This window comes from Pseudomonas sp. StFLB209, from assembly GCF_000829415.1.
GTDB lineage: Bacteria > Pseudomonadota > Gammaproteobacteria > Pseudomonadales > Pseudomonadaceae > Aquipseudomonas.
This window is the reverse complement of sequence record NZ_AP014637.1, coordinates 4,669,256-4,694,134: the sequence shown is the minus strand read 5'-3', so window position 1 is coordinate 4,694,134 and position 24,879 is coordinate 4,669,256. Positions and strand designations below refer to the sequence as shown.

22 protein-coding genes are annotated in these 24,879 nt (G+C 60.5%); 8 read left to right on the top strand and 14 right to left on the bottom strand.

The features are described from left to right. Window positions 1-37 precede the first annotated feature (37 nt). Window positions 38-646 (top strand): dimethylsulfonioproprionate lyase family protein, encoded by a 609-nt coding sequence (locus PSCI_RS21205; protein WP_045490762.1) that lies wholly within the window; start codon window positions 38-40, stop codon window positions 644-646. 51 nt (window positions 647-697) lie between these two features. On the opposite strand, the gene pgm is transcribed toward PSCI_RS21205, so the two are convergent. The 7 genes from pgm to PSCI_RS21170 form a co-directional block, all read right to left on the bottom strand. Continuing rightward, a complete protein-coding gene (gene pgm, locus PSCI_RS21200) occupies window positions 698-2,344 on the bottom strand; it encodes a phosphoglucomutase (alpha-D-glucose-1,6-bisphosphate-dependent) (protein ID WP_045490760.1) in 1,647 nt (548 codons plus the stop codon). Between the two features lie 176 nt (window positions 2,345-2,520). Then, the gene (locus PSCI_RS21195) at window positions 2,521-4,839 is read right to left on the bottom strand and encodes an ATP-dependent DNA helicase (protein ID WP_045490758.1); all 2,319 of its coding nucleotides are present in this window, start codon (window positions 4,837-4,839) and stop codon (window positions 2,521-2,523) included. A gap of 223 nt (window positions 4,840-5,062) precedes the next feature. Beyond that, window positions 5,063-5,617 (bottom strand): cupin domain-containing protein, encoded by a 555-nt coding sequence (locus PSCI_RS21190; RefSeq protein WP_045490757.1) that lies wholly within the window; start codon window positions 5,615-5,617, stop codon window positions 5,063-5,065. 70 nt (window positions 5,618-5,687) lie between these two features. After that, complete coding sequence (treS, locus tag PSCI_RS21185) at window positions 5,688-7,751, bottom strand: maltose alpha-D-glucosyltransferase (protein ID WP_045494713.1); 2,064 nt, start codon at window positions 7,749-7,751, stop codon at window positions 5,688-5,690. 106 nt (window positions 7,752-7,857) lie between these two features. Then, a complete protein-coding gene (locus tag PSCI_RS21180; RefSeq protein WP_231906610.1) occupies window positions 7,858-8,478 on the bottom strand; it encodes a LysR substrate-binding domain-containing protein in 621 nt (206 codons plus the stop codon). Window positions 8,479-8,480: 2 nt separating this feature from the next. Beyond that, complete coding sequence (locus PSCI_RS21175) at window positions 8,481-8,741, bottom strand: LysR family transcriptional regulator (protein WP_045490755.1); 261 nt, start codon at window positions 8,739-8,741, stop codon at window positions 8,481-8,483. A 194-nt stretch (window positions 8,742-8,935) separates the two neighbouring features. Then, window positions 8,936-9,541, bottom strand: a complete 606-nt coding sequence (locus tag PSCI_RS21170; RefSeq protein ID WP_045490753.1) for a DJ-1/PfpI family protein — start codon at window positions 9,539-9,541, stop codon at window positions 8,936-8,938. 111 nt (window positions 9,542-9,652) lie between these two features. Here PSCI_RS21170 and ftrA point away from each other — a divergent pair, with 111 nt between their 5' ends. Both ftrA and PSCI_RS21160 read left to right on the top strand, forming a co-directional pair. Beyond that, a complete protein-coding gene (gene ftrA, locus PSCI_RS21165) occupies window positions 9,653-10,606 on the top strand; it encodes a transcriptional regulator FtrA (RefSeq protein ID WP_045490751.1) in 954 nt (317 codons plus the stop codon). A gap of 546 nt (window positions 10,607-11,152) precedes the next feature. Next, window positions 11,153-11,692 carry a BRO-N domain-containing protein gene (locus tag PSCI_RS21160; protein WP_045490749.1) on the top strand — a complete coding sequence of 180 codons (540 nt, stop codon included), beginning with the start codon at window positions 11,153-11,155 and terminating at the stop codon, window positions 11,690-11,692. 451 nt (window positions 11,693-12,143) lie between these two features. Here PSCI_RS21160 and PSCI_RS21155 read toward each other — a convergent pair whose 3' ends face one another. The 3 genes from PSCI_RS21155 to PSCI_RS21145 form a co-directional block, all read right to left on the bottom strand. Further along, a complete protein-coding gene (locus PSCI_RS21155) occupies window positions 12,144-12,398 on the bottom strand; it encodes a hypothetical protein (RefSeq protein ID WP_052483467.1) in 255 nt (84 codons plus the stop codon). Window positions 12,399-12,480: 82 nt separating this feature from the next. Continuing rightward, window positions 12,481-13,704, bottom strand: a complete 1,224-nt coding sequence (locus PSCI_RS21150; RefSeq protein ID WP_045490747.1) for an RNA-guided endonuclease InsQ/TnpB family protein — start codon at window positions 13,702-13,704, stop codon at window positions 12,481-12,483. Window positions 13,705-13,912: 208 nt separating this feature from the next. Further along, on the bottom strand, window positions 13,913-14,209 hold the full coding sequence (locus PSCI_RS21145) for a hypothetical protein (protein WP_052483464.1): 297 nt from the start codon (window positions 14,207-14,209) through the stop codon (window positions 13,913-13,915). A 253-nt stretch (window positions 14,210-14,462) separates the two neighbouring features. On the opposite strand from PSCI_RS21145, the gene PSCI_RS21140 reads away from it, so the two are divergent. From PSCI_RS21140 to PSCI_RS21125, 4 genes are all read left to right on the top strand, one after another. Continuing rightward, entirely contained in the window at window positions 14,463-17,840 is a 3,378-nt protein-coding gene (locus PSCI_RS21140) for a toxin VasX (protein ID WP_045494702.1), read from the top strand. An 84-nt stretch (window positions 17,841-17,924) separates the two neighbouring features. Further along, window positions 17,925-18,605 carry a hypothetical protein gene (locus PSCI_RS28275; protein ID WP_144403301.1) on the top strand — a complete coding sequence of 227 codons (681 nt, stop codon included), beginning with the start codon at window positions 17,925-17,927 and terminating at the stop codon, window positions 18,603-18,605. A gap of 156 nt (window positions 18,606-18,761) precedes the next feature. Next, window positions 18,762-19,985 carry an MFS transporter gene (locus PSCI_RS21130; protein WP_045490745.1) on the top strand — a complete coding sequence of 408 codons (1,224 nt, stop codon included), beginning with the start codon at window positions 18,762-18,764 and terminating at the stop codon, window positions 19,983-19,985. Between the two features lie 53 nt (window positions 19,986-20,038). Next, window positions 20,039-20,812, top strand: a complete 774-nt coding sequence (locus PSCI_RS21125; RefSeq protein ID WP_045490743.1) for an AraC family transcriptional regulator — start codon at window positions 20,039-20,041, stop codon at window positions 20,810-20,812. On the opposite strand, the gene PSCI_RS21120 is transcribed toward PSCI_RS21125, so the two are convergent. Next, a complete protein-coding gene (locus PSCI_RS21120) occupies window positions 20,813-21,334 on the bottom strand; it encodes a GNAT family N-acetyltransferase (RefSeq protein ID WP_045490741.1) in 522 nt (173 codons plus the stop codon). A 90-nt stretch (window positions 21,335-21,424) separates the two neighbouring features. On the opposite strand from PSCI_RS21120, the gene PSCI_RS21115 reads away from it, so the two are divergent. Next, window positions 21,425-22,003, top strand: coding sequence for a helix-turn-helix domain-containing protein (locus PSCI_RS21115; RefSeq protein WP_045490739.1), 579 nt, complete (start codon window positions 21,425-21,427; stop codon window positions 22,001-22,003). A gap of 27 nt (window positions 22,004-22,030) precedes the next feature. Here the strand turns inward: PSCI_RS21115 and PSCI_RS21110 are convergent, their stop codons facing one another. The 3 genes from PSCI_RS21110 to PSCI_RS21100 form a co-directional block, all read right to left on the bottom strand. Further along, the gene (locus PSCI_RS21110; RefSeq protein WP_045490730.1) at window positions 22,031-22,909 is read right to left on the bottom strand and encodes a DMT family transporter; all 879 of its coding nucleotides are present in this window, start codon (window positions 22,907-22,909) and stop codon (window positions 22,031-22,033) included. 155 nt (window positions 22,910-23,064) lie between these two features. Then, complete coding sequence (locus tag PSCI_RS21105; protein WP_045490728.1) at window positions 23,065-23,406, bottom strand: hypothetical protein; 342 nt, start codon at window positions 23,404-23,406, stop codon at window positions 23,065-23,067. A gap of 140 nt (window positions 23,407-23,546) precedes the next feature. Next, a complete protein-coding gene (locus tag PSCI_RS21100; RefSeq protein ID WP_084710059.1) occupies window positions 23,547-24,872 on the bottom strand; it encodes an NAD(P)/FAD-dependent oxidoreductase in 1,326 nt (441 codons plus the stop codon). Window positions 24,873-24,879: the final 7 nt, after the last annotated feature.

Sequence of the window (24,879 nt, the reverse complement as noted above, 5' to 3'; positions counted from 1 at the left end):
GTCAGACTCGGCTCATCGAAGCATAGGAACCGACGCCATGCATGACTCTGAAATCCTGACCCACGCAGCAGCGCTCACATTCGCCATCAGCCGGCTGCTGACCGGCTATCAGGGCGAGCGGCATGCCGAGCAGATCAAGGCCAGCGGCCAGCTCACGGCCGATGCGCAACTGAGCCTGGCGCGCCGGCCTGTGCCTGAGCAGGAAGACCCTGGCGTCATTGAGCATTGGCTGGCCACCAGCCTGGCGCTGGCCAGGCACAACCCGGCAGTTGACCATCCGTTGCTGGACGCCCTGCAAGCGCTGCTGGCGCATGCCCGCTGGATCAAACGCAGCGCGGCGCATGGCGAAGACCCCGCGTTTGTCGAACGCCATCGTCATGCGCTGCTGCTGGGCAACGGCAGCCCGGTGGCGTGCCCGACCCTGACCCTGGGCCTGGCCGTCATGGCGCCCGAAACCCGCTACCCCTTTCATCAGCATCCGCCGCAGGAGTTCTACATCGTGCTGTCTGAAGGGCAATGGTATCGCCAAGGCGATGGCTGGTGGCAGCCCGGAATGGGCGGGATGCTATGGAATGCCCCGTCTGTGGTGCATTCGATGCAGTCGGAAGACGCACCGTTGCTGGCCTTGTGGGGGTTGATGCACTGAATGAATGTCTGGCGGGCGGCCCGGTATGGGCCGCACCGCCCGAACTTCACCTCATCGTACAGCGATGGCCTCGTCGACCAAGGCCTGGGCTTCGCCGACCAGACGCTGCAGGTGATCGTTACCGATGAAGCTTTCGGCGTAGATTTTGTAGATGTCTTCAGTGCCCGACGGGCGTGCCGCAAACCAGCCGTTGGCGGTCATGACCTTGAGGCCGCCGATGGCCTGGTTGTTGCCCGGCGCATGGCTGAGGACCTGCTGGATCGGCTCGCCGGCCAGCTCGGTCGACTTGACCTGCTCGGGTGCCAGCTTGCCCAGCGCGGCTTTTTGCTGCGGATTGGCCTTGGCGTCGACACGGGTCGAGAACGGCTCACCCAGTTCGGCGGTGAGCGCCGCGTAACGCTGGCTCGGGTCCAGGCCGCTGCGGGCGGTCATTTCGGCGGCCAGCAAGGCCGGAATCAGACCGTCCTTGTCGGTGCTCCAGACGCTGCCGTCACGGCGCAGGAACGACGCGCCGGCGCTCTCTTCGCCGCCAAAGCCCAGGCTGCCGTTGAACAGACCGTCAGCGAAATACTTGAAGCCCACCGGCACTTCGTACAGTTGGCGGCCCAGACGTGCCGTCACCCGGTCGATCAGGCCGCTGCTGACCACCGTCTTGCCCACGGCGGCATCCGCGCGCCATTGCGGACGGTTCTGGTACAGGTAGTCGATGGCCACGGCCAGATAGCTGTTGGGGGTCATCAGGCCGCCCGTCGGGGTCACGATGCCGTGGCGGTCGTGGTCCGGGTCGCAGGCGAACGCGATCTGATAACGGTCCTTGAGGCCGATCAGGCTCTGCATCGCGTGGCTGGACGACGGGTCCATACGAATCTGGCCGTCCCAGTCGACGCTCATGAAACGGAAGGTCGCGTCCACATGCGGGTTGACCACGTCCAGATCGAGTTGGTAATGCTCGGCAATCGCCTGCCAGTAACGCACGCCAGCGCCGCCCAACGGGTCAACGCCCAGTTTCAGACCGGCATCGCGGATGGCTTGCAGGTCGATAACGCTGCTCAGGTCCGCCACGTAGGTGTTGACGTAGTCATGGCGATGGGTCGTGTCGGCGCGCAGTGCCTGCTCATGGCTGATGCGCGACACCCCCACCACCCGCTCGGCGAGCAGTTCGTTGGCCTTGTTTTCGATCCACTTGGTCACGTCGCTGTCGGCCGGCCCGCCATTGGGCGGGTTGTACTTGAAGCCGCCGCTCTGCGGCGGGTTGTGCGACGGGGTGATGACGATGCCGTCAGCCAGGCCGCTGCTGCGCCCGCGGTTGTAGCAAAGAATCGCGTGGGACACCGCTGGCGTCGGGGTGTATTCGTCGTTGTGCGAGATCATCACCTGCACGCCGTTGGCAGCCAGCACTTCCAGCGCCGTGGCAGCGGCCGGGGTCGACAGTGCGTGGGTGTCAGCGCCAAGGAACAGCGGGCCGTCAATGCCCTTGCTCTGCCGGTACAGGCAGATCGCCTGGCTGATGGCCAGAACGTGCCATTCGTTGAAGCTCAGTTCAAAGGAGCTGCCGCGGTGCCCGGAGGTGCCGAAGGCCACGCGCTGGGTGGCTACCGAGGCATCTGGCTGGCCGGTGTAATAGGCCGTGACCAGCCGCGGGATATCGACCAGCAGGTGCTCGGGCGCCAGCTTGCCGGCGAGTGGACTGATACTCATGCAACCTCCAAAGGGTAGATATCTGCAATTTTGTAGGAGCGACTAGGGGATGTGTTTCATCTGCGAAGCCTTCCCGGCTAAAGCCGGTCCTACAAGGTGCCGCAGCAACAATAGCAAGCGGCAGTTTACTGGCACTTTGACTGGCTTGCTCGGTTTTGATTCACCAAACCGTTGAGTTAATTGAGCCGCCACCAATCCGGCAGTAACCGTTGCACGCGGGGCTCGGCAAAGCGGTCGTCGATCAGCATCACCACGCCGCGGTCGTCACGGGTGCGGATCACCCGCCCGGCCGCCTGCACAACCTTTTGCAGCCCCGGATACAGGTAGGTGTAATCGTAGCCCGCGCCGAACAAGGCAGCCATGCGCTGTTTGAACTGCTCGTTGACCGGGTTGAGCTGGGCCAGCCCCAAGGTGGCGATAAAGGCGCCAATCAGGCGTGCCCCTGGCAGGTCGATGCCTTCACCGAACGCGCCACCGAGCACGGCAAAACCGATGCCCTGGCTGTGCGGGGTGAAGCGTTGCACAAAAGCCTGACGCTCGGTCTCGCTCATGCCCTTGGCCTGGCTCCACACCGGCAACTGCGGATGAAGCGTGCGCAGCAGCTCGAGCACCTGTTGCAGGTAGTCGAAACTGCTGAAGAACGCCAGGTAATTGCCAGGCCGTGCCCGATACTGCTCGGCCAGCAGCTCGACGATCGGCGCCAGTGATGCCTGGCGATGGTTGTAGCGGGTGGAAATGCGGCTGACGATCTGCACCTGCAACTGGTCGGGGTCGAATGGCGACTCGACGTCGATCCACACCGTCCCGGTCGGCAAACCCAATAGGTCGCTATAGAACGACTGCGGCCTGAGGGTTGCAGAAAACATCACCGTGCTGCGCGGCGCCTGCAAGCGCGGGCCAATGAAGCGCGCCGGCACCACGTTACGCAAACTCAGTCGCGAGCGGCTGCGCTGGCGACCAATGTCACGGCGGGTGATATCGAACAGAAAGTGCTCATCGAACAGCTCGGCGATACGTGCAAAGCCAATCAGCTCCAGATAAAGGTTCTGTAACCTAGCGTCGACCGCCAGTTGCGGGTTGTCGTTGAAGTGCTCGCTCAGGGCGGTGATACAACCGGTCAGGCTGGTGAGAAACTTCACCGGGGGTTGCTCATAGGCCTGGTACGCGGCGAGCTGGTCCTTGTTCAAGGCATTCCATTGACGGTTGAGCCGTTGCAGGGCTTTTTTGACCTTGTCCGGCGCGCTCGACGTCACCTCGGCCAGCGTGTGTTGGTCCAGGCTGGCGCTGTACATGCCCCGGCTACGCTCGACCATGTTATGAGCTTCGTCCACCAGCACCGCCACTTGCCAGCCATTGAGCTGGGCCAGGCCGAACAGCAGAGCATTGAGGTCGAACCAGTAGTTATAGTCGGCGATCACCGCATCGGCCCAGCGCGCCAGTTCCTGGCTCAGGTAATAGGGACAAACCTGATGCGCCAGCGCCACCGCCCTCACCCCGGCCTGATCCAGCCACGGCTGTTGCAGTGCGGCATGCCGCGCATCAGGCAGCCGGTCATAGAAGCCTTTGGCCAACGGGCAGGCCTCGCCATGACAGGCTTTGTCCGGGTGCTCGCAGGCTTTGTCGCGGGCCACCAGTTCCAGCACCCGCAGCGGTAACTGCGGCGTGTGCCGTTGCAAGGTATTGAGCGCGTCCAGCGCCAACTGCCGGCCGGGGGTCTTGGCGGTGAGGAACAAGAGCTTGTCCAGCCCGCGTTTTTCAGTGCCGCAGCCGGGCATCGCCTTGAGCAGCGGGAACAGTGTGCCCAGCGTCTTGCCAATGCCGGTAGGCGCCTGGGCCATCAGGCAGCGGCCAGTGCTCACGGCTTTATAGACCGACTCGGCCAATACCCGCTGCCCGGCGCGAAACTCGGCATGAGGAAAGGTCAGCGCGGTCAGTGCCGCATTGCGTGTGGCCGTATGCCGGAGCTCCTGTTCGGCCCAGGCGATGAACAACTGGCACTGGCGCTCAAAGAACGCCTGCAGCTCTTTGCGCTTGATTACCTGACGGATCGGGGTTTCTTTTTCGCTGACCACGTTGAAGTACACCAGCACCACCGTGACCTGCTGCAGGTCGAGTTGCTGGCACAGCAGCCAGCCGTACACTTTGGCCTGGGCCCAGTGCAATTGCCGGTGGTTATCGGGCATGGCGGCGAGATCACCACGGTAGGTCTTGACCTCTTCGAGCTGACGCAGCACCGGGTCATAGCCATCGGCGCGGCCGCGTACTGTCAGCGCGCCGTAGTCGCCGCTCAGGCTCAGTTCGGTCTGATAGCGATCGCCGCGCCGGGCCGCGACTTTCTGGTGGCCGATAATGCCTTCCTGGGCGGTGGGCGACGGTGTGAAGCGCAGGTCCAGGTCTCCGGCCTTGGCGGTGAATTCACACAAGGCACGTACCGCAACGCTGTAGCGGGTGCCGCTGACGGGAACAGGATCTGCTGGGGATACGGCGGAATTCAAGCGCGGCTACCGGAGTGCGGGGCGGTCAGGAGACACTGGATGGCTGCACAGTAACCAGCCGACAGGATGCTGGCAAATGGAACTGGATCGATGGTTCAGGGAAAGCCCCTCGATCTGATTATGCTGCGCGACAGCGCGGCGCCGGGGCGACGGGTGATCTCCCGGCGAGCTGGCGTCGTAGCTGCTTTTTGAGCACGGCACACGTCCGCTGGAAAACCAGAAATCAGAAATTCGCCGGCGTGTTGGCGCTGATGATTTCGGCCTCGTCCTGACCGATGTTGCGAAACCGATGGGGCAAGGTGGTCGGGATGTAGTAGCCGTCACCGGGGCCGAGGGTGTGGATCTGGCCGTCAATGGTCAGCTCGATGGTGCCGCGGGTTACCAGGCCGCACTCTTCGCCTTCGGCATGCACGATCGGTTCGTCACCGGAGTCTGCGCCGGGCGCGTAGAGTTCGCGCAGCAGGCGCATTTGCCGCTCTGGCAGGGTGGCGCCGATCAACAGCAAACGCAGGCCGTCGCGGCCCAGGTCGGGCTGGTCACCGGCGCGGAACACATAACGCTCGTTGACCTGCCCCGGCGGCTGATCGAAGGTGAAGAACTCCGCCAGGCTCATGGGAATGCCTTCGAGCAGTTTTTTCAGTGAACTGACCGAGGGGCTGACGCGGTTCTGCTCGATCAGCGAGATGGTCGCGTTGGTCACGCCGCTGCGTCTGGCGAGCTCGCGTTGTGACAGTTTGTGGCTTTCGCGAACCAGCTTGAGTCGTGCGCCTGTGTCCATAACCGCCTTTTCTGGAAACAATTGATCAAAGCCGGGTATTAAATCACGAATCCCCGGCTGCACCGCATCCTCATACCAGATTGCTCACCACCCGCAGTGCCAGGCCTTCATAGGCATCCAGATTGATGGTGAACTCGCCCTGCTCGGTCAGGTCGCCTTCGACCCGCTCGTTGATGATGTCCACCACCGGCCCAGGAATGATATCTGCCGGCAGGTGCAGGGTTTCGGTGATCGGCTGGTTGCTGAAGTTCAGCGCCGTGATCTGGGTGCCCTTGGCGGCGGGCAGTTCGTGGACCATGACCAGCAAGCCGGGGTGTTCGACATCGGGAATCAGAATCTGCTTGCTGGCCGCAATGTCGTAAGCGCGGCGCACCGCGAGGATTTTTTTCAGTTGCGAAGCAAACGAGTCTGGCCGTTGCAATTGCTCGGCCAGGCTGCCGTACAAGGTCCGCGCCTTGGGCATCCCGCCCCGCGACTGCTCGGCCTGCGGGTCAAGGTCCACCAGGTCATAGGCGCCACGATGAATCCAGCGGGTATCACCATCGCGCATCAGGTGTTCGACCTGTTCGGCAGCCAGCGGCAGCGCGCCGACCAGGTCCCAGCCTGACAGCGCAAATACGCCGGGCTGCATGGCATTGAACATCACCAGCAGCAGATGGATGTGCTGGATCTGGCGAACATCGTCCTCGCTGATGGTTTCAAGATCCCGAATGCCCAGCGCCGCGGTGATGATGCTCGCCGTGGTGCAGGACACACCGTTGGTGACGAACTTGAGGTTGTACGGCGCATGCTCACCCGCCAGGCGCTCATACATCTCTTCACGGATGTGCTCACGCAGGATGTTGCCCGGAAAGGTCTGGCCCTGATAGTGGTAGGTGTCGTGGGCGTGCAGGGTCCAGAAATGCACCAGCTCCAGAGTCAGCTCATCGTGGTTTTGCAAGGCATGAATCAGCGAGGCCGGGTCGATGCCGAACGCATGCACCTGGCGCAGCATCAGACGCAGGAATTCGGTACTGCCGGTCAGCAAGGCATGCTGGTAGGCCGGGCGGTTGATGAAGTCGTAAGACAGGTCGGCGCCGCCATGGGACATCGCCGCAATGTCATCGACGGTCAGGTTCAGCTCCTGAAAGCTGAAGCCGCCGGCCTTACGGATTGCGCCACCGAGCAATTGGTTACCGGTGATCGACAGCGGATGGCTTTCCGACCAGGCCCCGCCTTCAAGCTTGCGCTCTACCCCGAGAAAACCGTTGGCATCCAGCCGCAACACCCGCGCGCCCATCACATCGATGGCGTGCAGCGCATCGCCGATAATCATTTGCTGCGCGGCAAAGCTTGGGTCAAGCCAGTTCAGTGATGGCTGGCCTTCCTTGAAGTAGTGCAGGTACACCCAGCGCCGGGCCTTGCCGTCGACCCCGACCACCACATCAGTGGCGCTCCAGTCGGTTTCCTTGACCCCCGGCTCGAAGAAGATCACCCGTTGTAACTGACCAACGATGTAATGCTTGTCACGTAACAGATCGACGGTTTCCGGCAGCAGGTTGACTGCATCACGGCCCTGAGGCACGTCGGGCAGCAGCGGCCAGTCCTCTTCGCGTATTTCGACCATGTGGTAAAGGCCGGGATAATCCTCGTAGGCCATCTCGGCCAGCCGAAAGTCCGCGCCTTTGCCGGTGTGCGATGGAATCACATCATCGACCACCACGGCATTGTGCGCGGCAGCAATACGGCTGAGATTGAGCAATTGCGCTTCATCGCCCAGGTCCGGGTCGATACCGAAGCTGATACGGTCGAAGTTGCCATCGACACTCGGGGTGCGCTCATAACCCTGCAAGCCCCCCGACAACTTCAACGGCCCGTTATGCACGCCCTGAATACCGATCTCCGACAACGCCCGCCACAACGACTCATCGCCCAAGGCTTCAAGCACTGAACCGCCTTCGCGAGTGATCATCGAGGCCGGATAGGCGGTGAACCATACTGAAGCAATCGCCGTGGCGTCGCGTGGCCGGGCCTGGGCAAACGGCCGCTGCCAGAGCCGGCCCTGACCGCCATAGGTCTTGGCCCGTTGGCGTGCCGCATTGAGCATCGATTGGTCGACCAGCCAGTCCACATACTGCTTGTCCGGTTTCGTCATGGCGTCCATTGGTCCGTTCAAAGTGGTATGACCGGGGCCGTCGGCCCCATGAAATCTTGCCTACTGTGTATGAGCCCTGTCGGCAGTATTCGTTGCATCGGGTTTGTCAGACCGCGTCTGCCGTCTGCTTGCCGCGCGCCTGAAATACCGAAGACTTTTTCAATGCGTCGATCACCACTGTCGCCGCGCTGGACAGCAATGAGGTGGGCCGCGCCACCACGCTGATTCGCCGCGTGACCGGTACCGGCAAGGTCAGGTATTCAAGGCCAGGGTTGGGCACCGGCAATAGCGCACTGGGCAACACGGTCAGGCAGTGGCCCTTGATCACCAGATCCAGCAACGTGTCCAGGCAGCTTAGTTCGCCGCGATGGCTCAGGCGTAACTGCGCGCTGGCCATCTGGCTGTGCAGCCGCTCCTGACCGGGATGGCGCCAGGCGACATAGCGCACCGAGCGCGCCAGATCGCTCAAGGGCGGCGCGGTTTTATACAGGTGGCGGGCGATGACCAGCACGTAGTGGTCTGACCAGCGATGGTGTTCGATGTGCTGCTCGTCAAGCACGGTGCTGGGCAGAATCAGGATATCGGCCAGCTCACGCTGCAAGGGGTCAAGGCTGGGATGCGGGTCGTTGCTATGCAACACGCTCAACTGGATATCGGGGTAGTTGCGGGCGAGAAAGTCCAGAGATGCGCCGAGGTTGGTCTCTTGGACATGGGTGCTGTAATGGATGGCTACACGGCCACTGACTCCATTTTTTTTAGCTGCTCCAGAGTCGCCAGCATATTGCTCAGGTTCTGGGTGATGATCTGCCCTTCCGGGGTCAGGGTGCAGCCGGTGCGGCTGCGAATGAACAGGCGTTTCTCGAAGTAGTCTTCGACTTCCTTGATGGCGTAGCTGATGTTCGACTGGCTGCAACCGAGGATAGCGGCGGCTTCCGAGAACGAGCCATGCTGCGCGACGGTTTGAACGATCTTGAAGAAATGGGTTTTCATGGTTCCTGCACTCTGCATGGCAAGGGGACGCAGGCCTGTGATCAGGCAATGGGTAAGGAAGCTGGCTGAGTGACCCGCGCCCCGGACGAAGTCGTGACAACGGCGAGCAGGCCAGAGCGTGCGAGCTTAATCCGCGAGAGTCTGTAGCAGATGGCGCGAGCTTGCCCGGCGGCGCCGGGCAGGAAGTGAGCGTTTCAGTCGTTCTCGGTCCAGTCGAAATCCATCTGCAGCGCAGTACGCTCGGCCAGGGCACGGTTGTGCAGGCGCTCAACCAGGTGCAGGCTCATATCGATACCGGCAGAAATACCGGCCGAGGTAATGAACGCGCCTTCATCGACCCAGCGCAGGGTGCTGAGTACATCGACGGCAGGAAACATTTCCTTGAGGTCAGCGATATCTTCCCAATGGGTGGTAACCTGCCGACCGTTCAGCTTGCCCGTCTGTGCCAACAGAAATGCACCGGTACACACCGACGCCACCAGGCGGCTGGGAATCGCCTGATCGCTGATCCAGTTGATCACGTCTTTCTTTTCCAGCTCAGCGGTGATGACCCCGCCCGGTACGATCAGGCAGTCCATGCCGGGGTGATCATGGATCGAGTAGTCCGGGTCGACCTTCAGCCCTGCCCTGGCACGCACCGGCGCGGTGCTGCGACCGACGGTGAACACGTTGAACAGCGGCTTGTCGTCGCGGCTGTTGCGGCTATGCATGCGGGTCGCGGTGGTAAACACTTCGTAGGGACCGGCAAAGTCCAGGACTTCGACGTCGTCGAACACGTAGATGCCGATATTGAGTGTCATGTGAGGCGGGCTCCCTTGGTAAAAACTGCACAGCAGTGACAGGGGCCAGATTACTGAGTAGCATCAGACGCAACTACTGTCGGTAACGCCAATATCCGGTCACATCGCGCCATGAAGAATCATCTCGTCGTCGCACTCATCTATAACCAGCTGTGCACCTTCGAATTCGGCTGCACGGTTGAGGTTTTCGCCCTCAAGCGCCCGGAGCTGGGCGTAACCTGGTACGAGTTCGCCACCTACGCCGTGGACGAAGGGCCGATCACCGCTGCTGGCGGTATCACCATCACGCCGACGGCGGGCGATGTGTTGCTGGAAAATGCCGACACCATCATCGTGCCCGGCTGGCGCGGGGTTGAGTCCGAAGTGCCACAAAAGCTCATCGACCAGTTACAGGCCGCCCATGCGCGCGGCGCGCGGATCTGCTCGATCTGTACCGGCGCCTTCGTGCTGGCCGCTGCAGGCTTGCTCAACGGCCACCGGGTCACCACCCACTGGCGTTTTACCGACCTGCTGGCCAGCATGTACCCGGAACTGACCATCCAGCCCAACGAGCTGTATGTCGACGAAGAAAGCATCGTCACCGCCGCCGGTTCTGCGGCTGGCCTGGACATGATGCTGCACCTGGTCCGCAAGGACCACGGCGCCAAGGTCGCCAACATGGTCGCCCAGCGCATGGTCATCCCGCCACACCGCGAGGGTGGCCAGTCACAGTACGCCACCCGGCAACTGGTCAGCACCAGCGACGCGCCAATCTCCAACCTGATGGACTGGATCCGCAGCGACCTGCAGCGCCCCATCACCATCAAAGACATGGCCGACAAAGCCGCGGTCAGCACCCGCACCCTGCACCGCAGCTTCATGGACTGCACCGGCCTGACCCCGTATGACTGGCTGTTGGGCGAGCGCGTGGCGTATGCCAAGGAACTGCTGGAGTCATCGCGGGTGCGGCTCAGTGAAGTGGTGGAAAAGACCGGGTTTGGATCGGAAGAGTCGTTCAGACGGCATTTTCGCAACCTGGTCGGGGTCAGCCCGACCAGCTACCGCAAGCAGTTTGCGCGGGCTTGAGGTTTAAACATAAAACTGTTCGGTAGGCCGGTAGGCGGCTCCATGGGGCCCTGCAAGTCGTTCGGTTTGTCTGTGGGCATGCCATAGCCCTCGCTGGGTAACGGAGCACTGGCCGACGACGCTCACCAAATCGGCGTATTAGCCACTACTGGAGTATCACGCGTACTCGGTGGGGGTTGGCTGGCCGACGGGTGCGCGGTCCTTATCCCGTCAGGATTGGTTTCAGCAGCGATACCTTGGCCGGCCCACTTGGCCAGCACTTGCTCTTATCCCTCGTGTTTAGCTAACCTGCGCGCCGCTCGCCGCCAAATCGGTGAGTCGGGTTTGGCGACCCTTCAAGCATTTGAGATTCAACAACACCGGCATGAGACATGCCGGTGTCTTGTTGCGCGCGTTGCCATGCGTTATGGCGGCTGTGTGCGGGAGGCCTTCGGGTCTGCCGGGTTTCTCATTTGCCCCGGTTCGCCAACCCTCACACAGCTGCCACCCTTATTGTTTGGCGACGGTAGGCGGTGGCTCTCCAACTGAATAAATGAGAGCTTACTGATGCATACGTTAGATCCCATGGCCCCGTGCCATGACCATTTCGAAGCCGTCCTCTTCTTCCGCCACCACCGTCTTCTGCGCGCCGTCTACCGCGATGCCCAGGCATGGTTCTGTCTGCCCGATATTTCGCGACTGATGGGCGCCCGGCTGGATGAGCGGGCCACCGTCAAGCTTGATCCCGACCAGCGCCGCATGGGCTGGGTAGAGGCTCATGGCCGTCTGGAAAAGTGCGTACTGGTCAGCGAATCGGGCGTCTATGCCCTGCTGGTTCACCACTACATCCCCGAGAACCGTTCCCTGCGCCAATGGCTGGCCCATGAAGTGCTGCCGCAACTGCGCCGCCTGGATGACGGCTCAGGTGACGAACCGTGCCTGAGCCGCCTGAACTGGCTGGGCAGCTCGCTGCTGATGCTGCACTGGCGCGACAAGTCCTGGGTGCGTTGGGAAGATATGCCGCAGGTGCTGCCTCACCTGCCTGTACGCAAGCCCGGCTTATGGAACCGGGTGCTCGGGTCATTGCGGTCTGATGACCGTCGCTAAGCCCAATACTGTTCGGTTACACCCTGCATACCTCTGTGGGAGCTACCTTGGTAGCGAAGAGGCCGGTAATGTTCTTGCATCTATTGCAAATGAGCCGCCCTCTTCGTTGTGGTTCAGCACTTCGATACACGGAGCGCCGAGCGGCCACTCTCTCCGGGTTGGCGGTTCAGCTCGATAGCGTCGCGTCGCCTCCCCAGCCAAATCAAACGCCATACCGAAACAAACCAGCGTTTTACGCTGTGCCCCCAGCTCGCTACGCAGCCATGCTGGAGTTGATCGACAATATGCGTCTTGCTGAAACTGTGAGGTCTCGGCAAGGTGAGCCTGCGGTAACCGTCGAGATTCACGATTTGATTGCTCAAGCCGCCAGTGATGCCGATGGTCGTCTTTGAGTTCAATATCAAAGTCTTCAGTCGAGCAAGCTGGATGCAACAATCCACCAATGCAGCGCTCAAAGCGCCAGACCGCCAGCCAAATCTGCAATATCCACCGCAACATCCCCTGAGCAGGCAGCGCCCGCGCGCATGCGGCGCAGCATCTGCCTGACGACCACCACTTCCCGGGCCACCACCGCTGACTCGTCGTAATGCTCGTCCAGTTCATGGTTCAGCAGGTCGACATTATTTAGCGCAGCATTGGCCGCCGCCTGTAAAAGCTCGGTGTCTGGCTCATGAGCGAACGACAGCAGATACCACAAGGCAATCATCAGGTTCTGGGCATAGGCACCCTCCTGCTGCGCATACTCTTGACATCCTCCCCGGCCTGAAGGCCGGAGATTCCTACGGCGCTCAGGCGCGGCATCGAGCCGCCCCCGAGTCGCTTCGGTGGGTTCCTGCTGCTGGCGCCATGACCTCTGCGCTCACTTCACAGGCTAACCGGGCGTGTCCCGCCCTTAGTACATTGATCGCCCCGACCACATCGGCGTTGCCTTCAAAACCACATCCCACGCACCTGAACAGCGCTTGCGTCTGGCGGTTGGCCGCCGACACATGGTCGCAACAGGGGCACGTGCGACTGGTATTTTGCGGCGGCACGGTAATCAGCCAGCCGCCGCGCCACGCCAGCTTGTAGTCCAGTTGGCGGCGGAACTCGAACCAGCCCTGATCGAGGATGGCCCTGTTCAGGCCAGACTTGGCCCGAACGTTTCTTCCCGGCGCCTCTGCCGTGCCTGCCGCCGACCTGGACATATTGCGTACCTGCAAGTCCTCGATACACACCATCGCGTGGTTTTGGCTGATCGTGGTGGAGCACTTGTGTAGGTAGTCGCGGCGGGCATTGCCGATGCGCGAGTGAATGCGCTGGACGCGGGCTTTCGCCTTCTTCCAGTTGCGGCTGAATCTGACCTTGCGGCTCATCGCCTGCTGCGCTTTGCACAGCGCGGTTTCATGGCGTTTGAAGCTGTTCAGGGGTGCGTAGAACGAGCCATCCGAAAGCGTGGCGAACCGGGCAATGCCCATGTCGATGCCGACTGCCGCACCCTGCGCCGTGGGCTGCTCATCGATCTCGCGTTCGGTCTGGATGCTCACGAACCACTTGCCACACGACTGACTCACGGTGATGTTCTTCACAGTACCCAGCGTCTTGCGGCTGTTGCGGTAACGCAGCCAGCCCAGCTTTGGCAAGAACAGGCGGCTGTTGGGCTGGTCGAGCTTGATCTGTTTCGGGTCGGGATAGCGGAAACTGTCGCGCTGCCCCTTCTTCTTGAACCGGGGAAAGTCGGCTCGCTTGGCGAAGAAGTTGGTGTAGGCCCGCTCCAGATCCTTGAGGCTCTGTTGCAATGGGTGAACAGGCGCATCGGCCAGCCATGCGGTTTGCGGGCTATTGCGCCACTCGGTCAGCAACTTGCACAGGCCCGCATAGCCGAGCTTCTTCTCGCCTTGCTCGTGGCGCTCCTTCTGCAACGCCAGCGCCTTGTTGAAGACGAAGCGGCAGGAGCCCGCAAAGCGGCGCATTTGCCGCTCCTGCCGGCCGTCTGGCATGAGTTCGTGCTTGAAGGCTTGAAGTCGTTGCATGCTGCTCTTGAGCCATGAGCAATGAAGGCGACATTAGGCGCGGACGGCACGGTGTTTTCAAGGTGCATGCCCACTGGGTCTTTGTAACGAAATACCGCTGTAGAAGGGCATCTGTGTCGCCGTGTTACTTCGCATCATGCTGCAGCGGTGCGTACACCGAACAGCAGCAGACACCCCACGGCAACCAGGGACGGCTACGCCGTCCGCGCTATCTTTCCCCGCCCTGAACGGCGGGGCTTGTCGCGCCCCGATGGTCAGTGTCGGGAATCGCGGCATAGACCTCGCCAATGGCCAGTTCCACGTGCGCCGCACTTCCCGCAACAGCAACGCTGAGTTGACGCACAAACAGGTCCTGCAGGTTGCTTTGATAGCGCTGATCAAAGCTGCGCACCAACCTGAACTGACGGTACAGATAACTGGCTAACAGGCGCCTGGCCTGGTCCGAGGTCAGTGCGCGGATCTGTTTATCGATCAGCGGATTTTCGAAAACCGGCTGCCATTGCATTCGCAGTATCCAGTGAGAAATGTATGACTCTGGGCCGGCGGCGCAGAGAGCCTGCGCCTTTGCCACGGGCGATCATGCCACAGACACAGCGCATCAGAGGTTTATCACCTACGCGAACTGGTGGGTATTCCCTTTGTAATAAGGCCGTGTCCTACCAAGTCTCTCCACTTCTCCTACAGCGTTATCCCGCCCTGAGCAGGCACTATCCAGCGCTCGCGCTTCACTGTTTGACCCTTGATGCCGCAGGATGCTCATGACCGAAAAATATGGAACCGCTCGCCAACGTTGCGCCAGTGAGTTCGACAAAAGACCACTGTCCGGAACCAGCCTGTGCCCGTTCAAAGGGCCGAACATTGCTATCGTCCCGGTACGTTACGCTCTGGACCGCTCGCGCTACGATCCGGCGCCCGAAGCCCTCAAGCCGCTGGCCAGAGCCGGTAAATGGGCACGCCTGCCGCCCCTGAAGAGCCGCACCTACACACTGCGCCAACTGTACGATGGTTACGTGTACGTATACGACGAAACCGCCGGGACGCTACACGAATACCTCTACACGGCCAGCGATGCTCACCTTGCGCGTATCACCTGGACCCAAGCCCATCTGGGCCAGGATGAGCGTAGCGGCGCAGCCAACGCGCAGCCCTTCCTGCTTTACCCGCGTAACCACGTGCTACACATTGCCTATGCCCCCTTGCAATGGACCTGGCGTATCTGCGAGCACATGCGCTCGAACGCGGTCGGTCGCAGCCAGTGGATGAAACGCCTGGACCTGGGCAGCTACTGCATCACCATGAACGAGCCTGACACGTTACCGCTCGCACAGCTTGCCAGTGCGGTAGCCGATATCGACCCTTGCAAGGTGAATGAGGACCTGCGCTTCAGCGACTCGGCACTTCCCAGCTCGCAGCCACCCTTTAACCGGCAAGACGGTAGTAGCCCATGGGTGCCACTGGGCGCCGATGTGCATTGGCTGGGCAGTGTCGAGGACAAGGACAGCTCATTGCTGATCGCTCTGGATGCGCCGCTGTCCATACTCGAAGACCTCGGCATGCAATTATTGGCAGACCAGGCGGCTTACCAGAGCTGGCTGAGCCAACATGAACACAAGCTTCGCATGGCCAGCACGGTGAGTCAGCTATGCGGCGTCAGCGATGATACCGCCAGTCTGCCCGAGTCAGTTCGGGACGATCCGGCCCTGAGGCAACAATACCTGCTCGACGTGGAGGCCTACTTCAGGGAAAGGCTCATCGACCAGGCATCACTGGCGGGCAGTGCTTCGACTTCAAGTTTTAGCCTGGTATCGGAAATCAAATCGGCACGGATGCACCGTGAACTGATCCAGCGTTACGGCAAGGTTCCTGAGGACCAGTTGCAAGCCTGGCAAGACCGAAAAAAGTGGCGCCGCGAGGTCGATCTCAAGGCTGCACGGCAACACATCATGCAGCAGCAGCCAGAACATGACCGGTTATTGCGGCAAGTCCAGAATACCCAGGCAGACATCAAGCAGTGGGCGATCCAGATCGGCCTGGAACCGCTGCGCCTGCACTGCGATACCGGTAATCCAAAGCACCTTTTACTCCTGCAGAACAGCTTTGAAGAGTTGCTGAGCATCCTTACGCAAAGCCAGGGAGCAAACGAATGGCTGGCCGATCAGGAGCAGAACGCCTCAACCTTGTTCGGCACCTTGCGATATGGCTTCTCCCCGGCCCTCAAGGAGGCGCTGCAGGCCGAAGCAGACAAACTGCTCAATGGCTTCAACGACCTGACCAACCTCGCCACCCGCCTCGGCGAGCTCAATACAGTGCTCAACCACCCGGACTTTGCCGATACCGCCTGGATGAAAGCGCTGCAGCAACCGGCCCGCGATACCTTCAACACCCTGCGCGAACTGGCCCGAGGCGCGGGCAAACAGACCGCCGAAGCCATTCTGATGGCTTGGCTGCCCATCGACAGCCAGCGGGCCATGGGTAAACGCAAGGATCTGCCAGCATTGCTGCGCAGCCTGCTGATCGGGCTGGTTCTGGGCAATGCCCCGCAACGGCTGGTGATCGATGCCCGGATAGGAAGCGAGGTCAGGACATGGCATGCCAACTGGAACAGATTAAACGCCAACCTGCGCACCCTGTATTCGCACTGGAACTCCCCGCAGGAACGTGGACAGCGCAAACATCTTTCAAGCCTCTTGCAACAGGAACGTGACCGGTTACGCGCTCACGAACTGAAATTACCGCTGATCATCGACTTTCAAGACAACCAGTACGCACGCCTGCTGCGCGACAAGATCCATGATTTCTTCCACTCCGGCAAAGACATTGCCAAACACTGGAATGCAGAGGCCAGACGCTGGGTACAACAAACAGGATTGCACGGCTCAGGTATCGCATGGGGCGTGATCATGCTCAATTTCATCAACACCGCCCTGGTCTGGGAGGAAGTCAGCCGGGATGGACAGCTCAACAACAAAGACCTGGTCAAGGTGGGTTACAGCCTGGGCTACACACTGAATCTATTGATGGCGGTATATGTCGAGGCACCGTGGGAGGTTGTCAAGAACGCCAAGCCGGTGATGATTAACCGGAAAAACGTATCGATTCTGGAGCGGTCTGCGGCTTTCTGGAAAGCACAAGGCAATACGCATTGGAGCCAGACAGTCACACAACTTAGATCACGCCTGCTTGTCACCGGAGCCTTTGGGATTGCTGCAGCAGGAATGGAAATATGGGATTTAAGAGATGATTATAAAAATGCAAAGACTGATGAAGAACGGTCCGCAATTGCAACGAAGATGATTGGCGTATATATCATGAGCACCGGCGCAGCCGCACAAGTACTGGCATCAACAACAACTATAAGACAACTAGGAACGGCGACCACACTTGTAATGAGCGGCTTATTCTCCAAAATCATTTTTATAGGCGGCTTAATTTACCTGTTGGCAAGCGTCATCCTTAACACCATAAAACAGGATTCCGTTGGCTATTGGCTAAAAAAATGCAGTTGGTCACGCATTCAGGAGACCCGCTACCCCGACACCCCACAAGGTAACGCAGAAGAGCAACGTGCTTTTTATGAAATCCAATTAACACCAAAAGTTCTGGTGAAAAGCACCCGAGAAAGAGCTTATATGGGCATGGCAGACTCCCAAATGCAGCTTCAGAATGGCGCTTGGATACAAATTCAGTTTCCGCACGCGATAAGGCGTCGCACGATCTTGTTTGAAACAAGTAGCAGTACAAGAATCCTGCCGTTACTTCCATTGAGACCTGGCGCCCTCCCCATCAGAGAGTCCTTTCAAGAAAATGGGCTGTTTTACAGCATTGAGCATTGGGACAAAATCGATAACCAGCGGCCAGTATTCACATACCCTAGGCTCCACTGCCCCCTACTACCTGACAACGAAGATGTGATCTGGCAGACCTGGGTACCACTGGTACCTGAGGCAGTTTATTTGGAAATCCAGATTTGGTATCCCGTTGACTCTTTTAAGCCTTCACCGGAAGACACGGGCTATCTTTATCAACTGGAAATATCAGTAAATTCCAACAGCACTTTTGACGGACTGCTCAAGCCTCAGCTACTGATGAAGAACACGTCGCGATCGACCGCACTCCCTTTGCTAATCGCTCCATAAGAAAAATAAAGCACACAACAAAAAAAACGCATAAAAATTAAATTCGTCTATATTAACCAACTAGAAAAAATGACACATACCACATTGACACATGACAACACCCCACGTAACGCCCTTGCCACTCCGACCATAACATGGCAAACCGAAGGGATTGACATGCCATCAAATCAAATAAAGAGGGTTATCTACACTTTTTCTGCCGGCTGGCTGATCCAATGCATTTTGACAAGCTGGCTCTTTTTGGACAGCCTGGACGAGATGTTCCACATCTGGGCGATCTGTATGACGATCGCCACCATCTGCTTACCAGCCTTCACCTACGACATATTAAGAAAAACACAATTCTCATATATCATCCACACCTCGCACGGCGAAGAAACAAAGCAATTAAAACACTCTCCCCACACCCGCTTTTTCTTCAGCACCTTTGCAAATCTCGCCATCCTGACATTGATCGGCGCCGCCATCTACTTCATGTCTTTTTTACCCATTATCATTTTTTTCATCGCTTCTTTACCGACCATCAGCCGCCTGAAAAACTGGCAGCCACCACCTGCCGAGCATTACACCGGCCTGCCGTGGTCGGAGTACAACTTCGTCACCGTAGACCGCAAATACGCGATCATCGTCGTGCATGTGGAAGACCCGACGGTGGGCTTCGAGACCCGCTTCCCCAACAGGGCATTGTTCGAGCAATACCTGACTTTTCTGCAAACGGTCCTGCCGCCCACCGCGCAATACACCGAGAAAGTCTGGGAGTGGTGACTGACTCCGGTGACCACGCAGGCCAATGCCCGAAACGCGATAGTCCACACCCTTACTTCGCAAGACAGGCGCTGGCGCGCTCCTTACGCTGGACACACCTTGCAGACGCTCTGCTACCCGCAGACGTCCATGTGTTCCTCCAGCCAAGAGTCCGTCATGACCAGCCAGACTGCCATTCCCACGGTATCCACTCCCAGCCCGACCCGTGCCGACCAGCCTCAGGGCTTCCTGATCCGGGTGGTCGGTGCCGCCGCCTTCGCCCACTTGCTCAATGACTTGATCCAGGCGTTATTGCCGGCGATCTATCCCCTGCTTAAAAGCGACTTTTCCCTGAGTTTTGCGCAGATCGGCTGGATCGGTCTGGTGTATCAGGTGACCGCTTCATTGCTGCAACCCTGGATTGGTCTGTACACCGATAAGCGCCCCCTGCCGTGGCTGCTGCCGTCGGGCATGTTCATGACCCTGTTCGGCATTGCCCTGCTGGCCTTCGCCAGTAGCTATGAAATGCTGCTGGTGGCAGCCGCCATGGTCGGGGTCGGTTCGGCGACTTTTCACCCGGAAGCGTCGCGGATTGCCCGACTGGCCTCGGGCGGGCGCTTCGGCACCGCGCAGGCGACCTTTCAGGTCGGCGGCAACGCAGGTTCCGCTATCGGCCCGTTGCTCGCGGCGGTCGTGGTGATACCCCACGGCCAACCGGCGATTGCCTGGTTCATGCTCGCCGCGGGACTGGCAATCTGCCTGCTGCTGCGCCTCACCGGCTGGACCCTGCGCCACGGCCAGGCGCGGCTCGACAGCATGGCGCGCAACAAAGCAGCAGGGCTGCCACGGGGCAAAGTGATCCAGGCCATGCTGGTGATTGCGCTGCTGGTGTTCGCCAAGTTCGTGTACATCGCTTCGTTCACTAACTACTTCACCTTTTACCTGATCGCGCAGTTTGGCCTGAGCGTGCAGGACAGCCAGTTGTTCCTGTTCATGTTCCTCGCCGCCGTGGCAGTCGGCACGTTCGCCGGGGGACCTGTGGGTGATCGGATCGGCCGCAAGGCGGTCATCTGGCTCTCGTTCGTCGGCGTGGCGCCCTTTGCGCTGGCCTTGCCTCATGTCGGCATGGTCTGGACGGCGGTGCTGTCGGTGATTATCGGCCTGGTGATGTCTTCAGCCTTCGCCGCCTTGGTGGTCTACGCCCAGGAAGCGGTGCCCGGCCGGGTCGGCATGGTGTCCGGGGTCATGTTTGGCCTGATGTTCGGGGTCAGCGGAATTGCTGCGGCGGGCCTGGGCGCGCTGGCCGATACCCATGGCATTGTCTGGGTCTACCAGTTGACCGCCTTCTTGCCATTGCTGGGCCTGGCCACCCTCCTGTTGCCCCGCACCCGCGCGGCATGAATTGTGTAAGGTACGCCTGACCGGCGTACCGCCCTGCCGAGACCAACCGCCAGATGCTCAGACCCCAAGAACAGTTCGTTGCGCAGATCGATGCCGGTGCCTGGATGATCATCAGCAGCGCCACCGATTACCCGGAAAACTGGCTGATTGCGCCCCACCAACACAATAAACATCAGCTGATTTACGCCATCGAGGGGGTGATGGTCGTGCACTCGGCTGACCGCCAATGGATCGTGCCGCCCAGCCGGGGCATCTGGATGCCCTGTGGGCAGATCCACGCGATTCGCTGCGTGGGGGCGGTGAAAATGCGCAGCGTCTTCGTCCAGCCGCACTGCGCCCCGGATCTGCCGCAACAGACCCGAGCGGTGAGCATCTCGCCACTGCTCAGCGAATTGATCAAAGCCTCGGTCGGGCTGGACGGAATCTACCCGGACGACTCGCGGCAAGCCCGGCTACTGCGCCTGATTGTCGATGAGTTGGTGGTCTTGCCAACCCTGCCACTGGAGCTGCGGCAACCGGCCGATCCTCGCCTGCAATTGATCTGCCGCACCTTGCAGCACAACCCCGCCGACCACTCCACCATGACCGACTGGGCCAGGCATCTGCAGGTGGATGAAAAAACCTTGCAGCGGCTGTTTCGCAAAGACACCGGCATGACCTTCGGCCAATGGCGCCAGCAGGCACGTTTGCTGATGGCACTGGAGAAGATCGCGTGCGGCGAGCGGATCATTGAAGTGGCCCTGCAACTGGGGTACGACAGCCCCAGCGCGTTCACCAGCATGTTCAAGAAGCAGTTCGGCATGCCGCCAAGTGGTTTTTTTCGCTAATCAGTCTTCCGTCGGCACCAGCGGCGTATCCAGCACCTTCTGGTAAAACACCAGATCCAGCCACTGGCCAAACTTGTAAGCCGCCTCGCGGATCACTCCGCTGCGTTCAAAGCCCATCCGCTCATGCAAGTGAATGCTCGCCTGGTTACCCAGGTCGATACCGCCAACCAGCGTATGCACACCGCGTGAGCGTGCCTGTTCGATCAGGCTGCCCAACAGGTATTTACCCAACCCGGCACCGCGATGATCCGGGTGGATGTACACCGAGTGTTCGACGCTGTACTTGTACGCGGCGCGGGTGCGGAAGGTGCCGTAGGTGGCAAAGCCCAGCAGTTGACCTTGCTCGCCTTGCACACCGATGACCGGAAAGTTGCCGGCGCGCTTGGTTTCGAACCACGCCTTCATGACGCTGATATCCCAGGGCTGGTAGTCGTAGAGCGCAGTAGAATGGCGAATTTCGTGGTTGAAGATGTCCAGGATGGCCTGCGCATGGTGCTGTTCTGTGCAATCGATCATTTGCATTTATGACGCTTCCCGGCTAAAACACAATTAGAGACGATTCGTATCCTATAGTGGATTTTAAATCATGAGAAGCCCAACCGAGACGCCAAGATGACGGCCAGCCCACCCAGCATTGATGATCTGATCGCCCGGCGTATTGCTCACCTGCGCACGCAACAACGGCTGAGCCTGGCGCAATTGGCAGAACGTTCCGGCGTCAGCAAGGCGATGATTTCCAAAATCGAACGCCTGGAAAGCAGCCCCACCGCCGTGGTGCTGGGCAAGCTGGCCGCCGGGCTGGGCATAGCCCTGACCGAATTGCTGGCCGACGACACGCCCGATGATGCATCGCGGCTAAGGCGGCGCGACGAGCAGGAAACCTGGCGCGATCCGTCCACCGGCTATCTGCGCCGACAGGTAGCGGAGCTCGATGAGGCCAGCGGCAGTGAACTGGTCGAGATCGACCTGCCGGCCGGCAGCCGCATCGACTATCCGCGCTGGCAGGCCAATGCGTATCGGCAGCGGCTATGGTTGCTCGAAGGTGAGCTGCAGGTCACCTATGGCGAGCAGGTCTATCAATTGCAAAGCGGTGATCACCTGGATTTCGCGGTGGATCAGCCGGTGAGCTTTGTAGCGTCTGATACTCGGGGCTGCCGGTATTTGCTGAATATTCTGCATGCTCGGACCTGAGGCCGGCCCGGCAAATGGCGCAGACCATCATCTTTTGCCGCTCTTGAACGCCAGCATCCCGCCCAGCACGACCATGATCGATCCACCCACGACCCACCTGTCTGGCACTTCGGCAAAAGCGAACACGCCCACCAGAGTGGCAAACACCAGCAAGGAGTAGTTGAACGGTTGCAGGGTCGAGGCTTCGGCGTATTTAAGCGACTGGATGAGTAGCAGTTGCGCGCTGACGCCAGTGACGCACAGCACGCCGATCAGGCTCCACTGCACAGGGCTGGGTTCAACCCAGTTGGCCAGGCCGAAACCGCTGGAGGCCATCGCGCCGACCACGCCCATGTACAGGGTGTTGGTCGCAAAACTGTCAGTGCCGCCGATCTTGCGGCTGAGCACGTTGAACACCGCAAAACACAACGCCGCGGCCAACGGGATCAGCCCGGCCAGATCAAAGGCAGCAGCGCCAGGGCGCAGAATCACCAGGGTGCCGGCAAAGCCGATCACCGCCGCGACGATCTGGCGGCGGCTGACCCGCTCGCGCAGGAAGATCACCGCAAGGGCGATGGCCAGTAGCGGGAATACTGCATACAACGCATGAGTTTCCGCCAGGCCCAGGTAGCGCAGGGCCAGGGCAAACAGGGCCAGTTCAATAACGCCCAGCAGACTGCGCAGTATCTGAAAGCCCCGATGGCTGCTGCGGGCGGCCACCCGCAGCCCACCTTGTCGCCAGGCCAGCACCAGTGCCAGCAGCACGAAGACCCAATAACGCATCATCACCAGTTGCGCAGCGGGCAGGTCGCGGATCAGCAGCTTGGTAATACCGTCCTGGCTGGCGAAGATCAGCATCGATAACAGGCACAGGGCGATCCCCAGGCGGGTGCGGTTGACAGGCGGGTTGTCAGCGGTGGTGAGCATGAGGGTGGCTGCATCCAGTCGAAAGATGCCGCAGGTATAAGCCAGGCAACGGATAGCCAATTGTCTATGGCGGACATCGGACGCAATCAGGTATGCGCAGGTCGTTTCCGACGATCTGGCAGGCCGGGCGGTTGTCCGGCCCGGCCTGCTGTCGGTCAGTCTTCAGCCACCAGGTAGGTGCTGACCATCATCCGTGCCGGGCGAGCGGCCACGTAACCGAGGATCGCCGCGACCATGGCGTTGCCCTTGGACTCGTCGCCCAGCACGCACAGCGCCGCCAGCGCCATGGCAAAGCCGATGCCGACAAAGCGCAGCAGGACATTGCGATTCACCGAACGCACGCTGTCGCCGAGAAACTTGTAGGCCGGCAAGTACGCCAGGCTGATCAGGACCCCGATCAGCAGCGCGTTTATCAGGTACTGGATATTGAAGACACTGATGATCGCCACAATCATCAGCCATGCGTACAGACTCTCGATTACGTTGTGTCTGGACATCGACGCCTCCTGATCCCTGGTAGGGCTGTTGCCCACCCTCGTGTGGAAGAGCCCCCGTTGCGGGGGCTCATGAATCAGGTTAGGCGCTGTATGGCAAATGGGCCAATGGCCGATGACCGATTTTACCGGCCACGACCGCCCTACTCCCGTCCGGCGCGCCACTCGCGCAGGCGCAGGTTGGCCTTGGCACCGATGCTCAATAGCGGCTGGGGCGGCAGTTTCTTCGGCTGCTCGTAACCGCTGAGGATCTGCACCATCCGCGAATCCAGACCCAGCACATTCTCTGCCGCCGCAATACCGGCCGCGGTGGATTTCGACGCACCCAGGCCGTTGCAGGCTATGGCGGCGTACAAGCCGTTTTCGACCTCGCCAAACACCGGCACGCTGTTGACGGTCAGCGCCATCGGCCCACCCCAGAGGTATTGCATCTGCACATCCGGCAGGCCCGCAAAGCGTGTGGCGAACTTCTGGTCGTGGACCCTGCCCGCCGCGCGAATGTGCCTTTCGCTGATTTCCAGCCCCGCGTGGTACGAATACCGCGAGCGAATCAGCAGCCGGTCGCCCTGCTCGCTGCTGATCCGCCGCACCGTGGTGCCCATCGGCAAGGCTGGTGTGGCGGCCCAGTCACGCTGGCCACTGAGGCGCCTGGGATCGAACGGTTCGCTCAGCGACGCGTAGGTGAACACGTGCAGCAACGTGCCCTTGAACAACCCGAAGCTCTCGGCATGACCGTTGTTGGCCAGAATGATCTTGCCAGCGCTGACCGTGCCTTGCGGGGTTTTCAATTGCCAGGTGTTGCCGGTCTTCTCGAAACGCTGCACCGGGGTATTCTCGTACACGCTCACCGGCGCGCGCAGCCCATCGGCCACCGCCCGGATATACGCTGCCGGCTGAACCATCACGGTGCCAGGCATGAACAGCCCTGAGGTGTACATCGGGCAGCCGGTGACCTCATGGATCTGGTCGCCGTCGAGAATGCGGTGCGCCTCGCCCAGGCCGTCGAGCTGTCTGGCGTAGCTGCGGATGTGCTCATCGCCCTTGGCGCTGATCGCCACGCTGTAGCGACCGCAGCGGTCGAGAACCTCACGTCCCCAGCCAAACTCGTCGGCCATGTCGGTGGCCAGCCCAATGGCCGTGCGGTACAGGAAAATGTCGCGCCGGGCGCGCTCGGTGGAGGTGTCACCGAAGTCTTCGGAACTGACTTCGTGAGGCAGGTCGATGATGAACCCCGAGTTGCGCCCGGTGGCGCCCTCGCCGACCACACCGGCTTCCAGCACCGCGACCTTGAGGGTCGGGTCCAGTTGTGACAGGCGCCGGGCGGCAGACAGGCCAGCAAAGCCGGCGCCGATGATCGCCACATCGACACTGACCACGCTGCTCAACAACGGAGCCGGCTTGCGCTGCGCGAGCATGGCGACCCAGCCCGACAGGCTGTTGTGCTTGGGAAACTTCGATGCCACGTACATAGCTGCT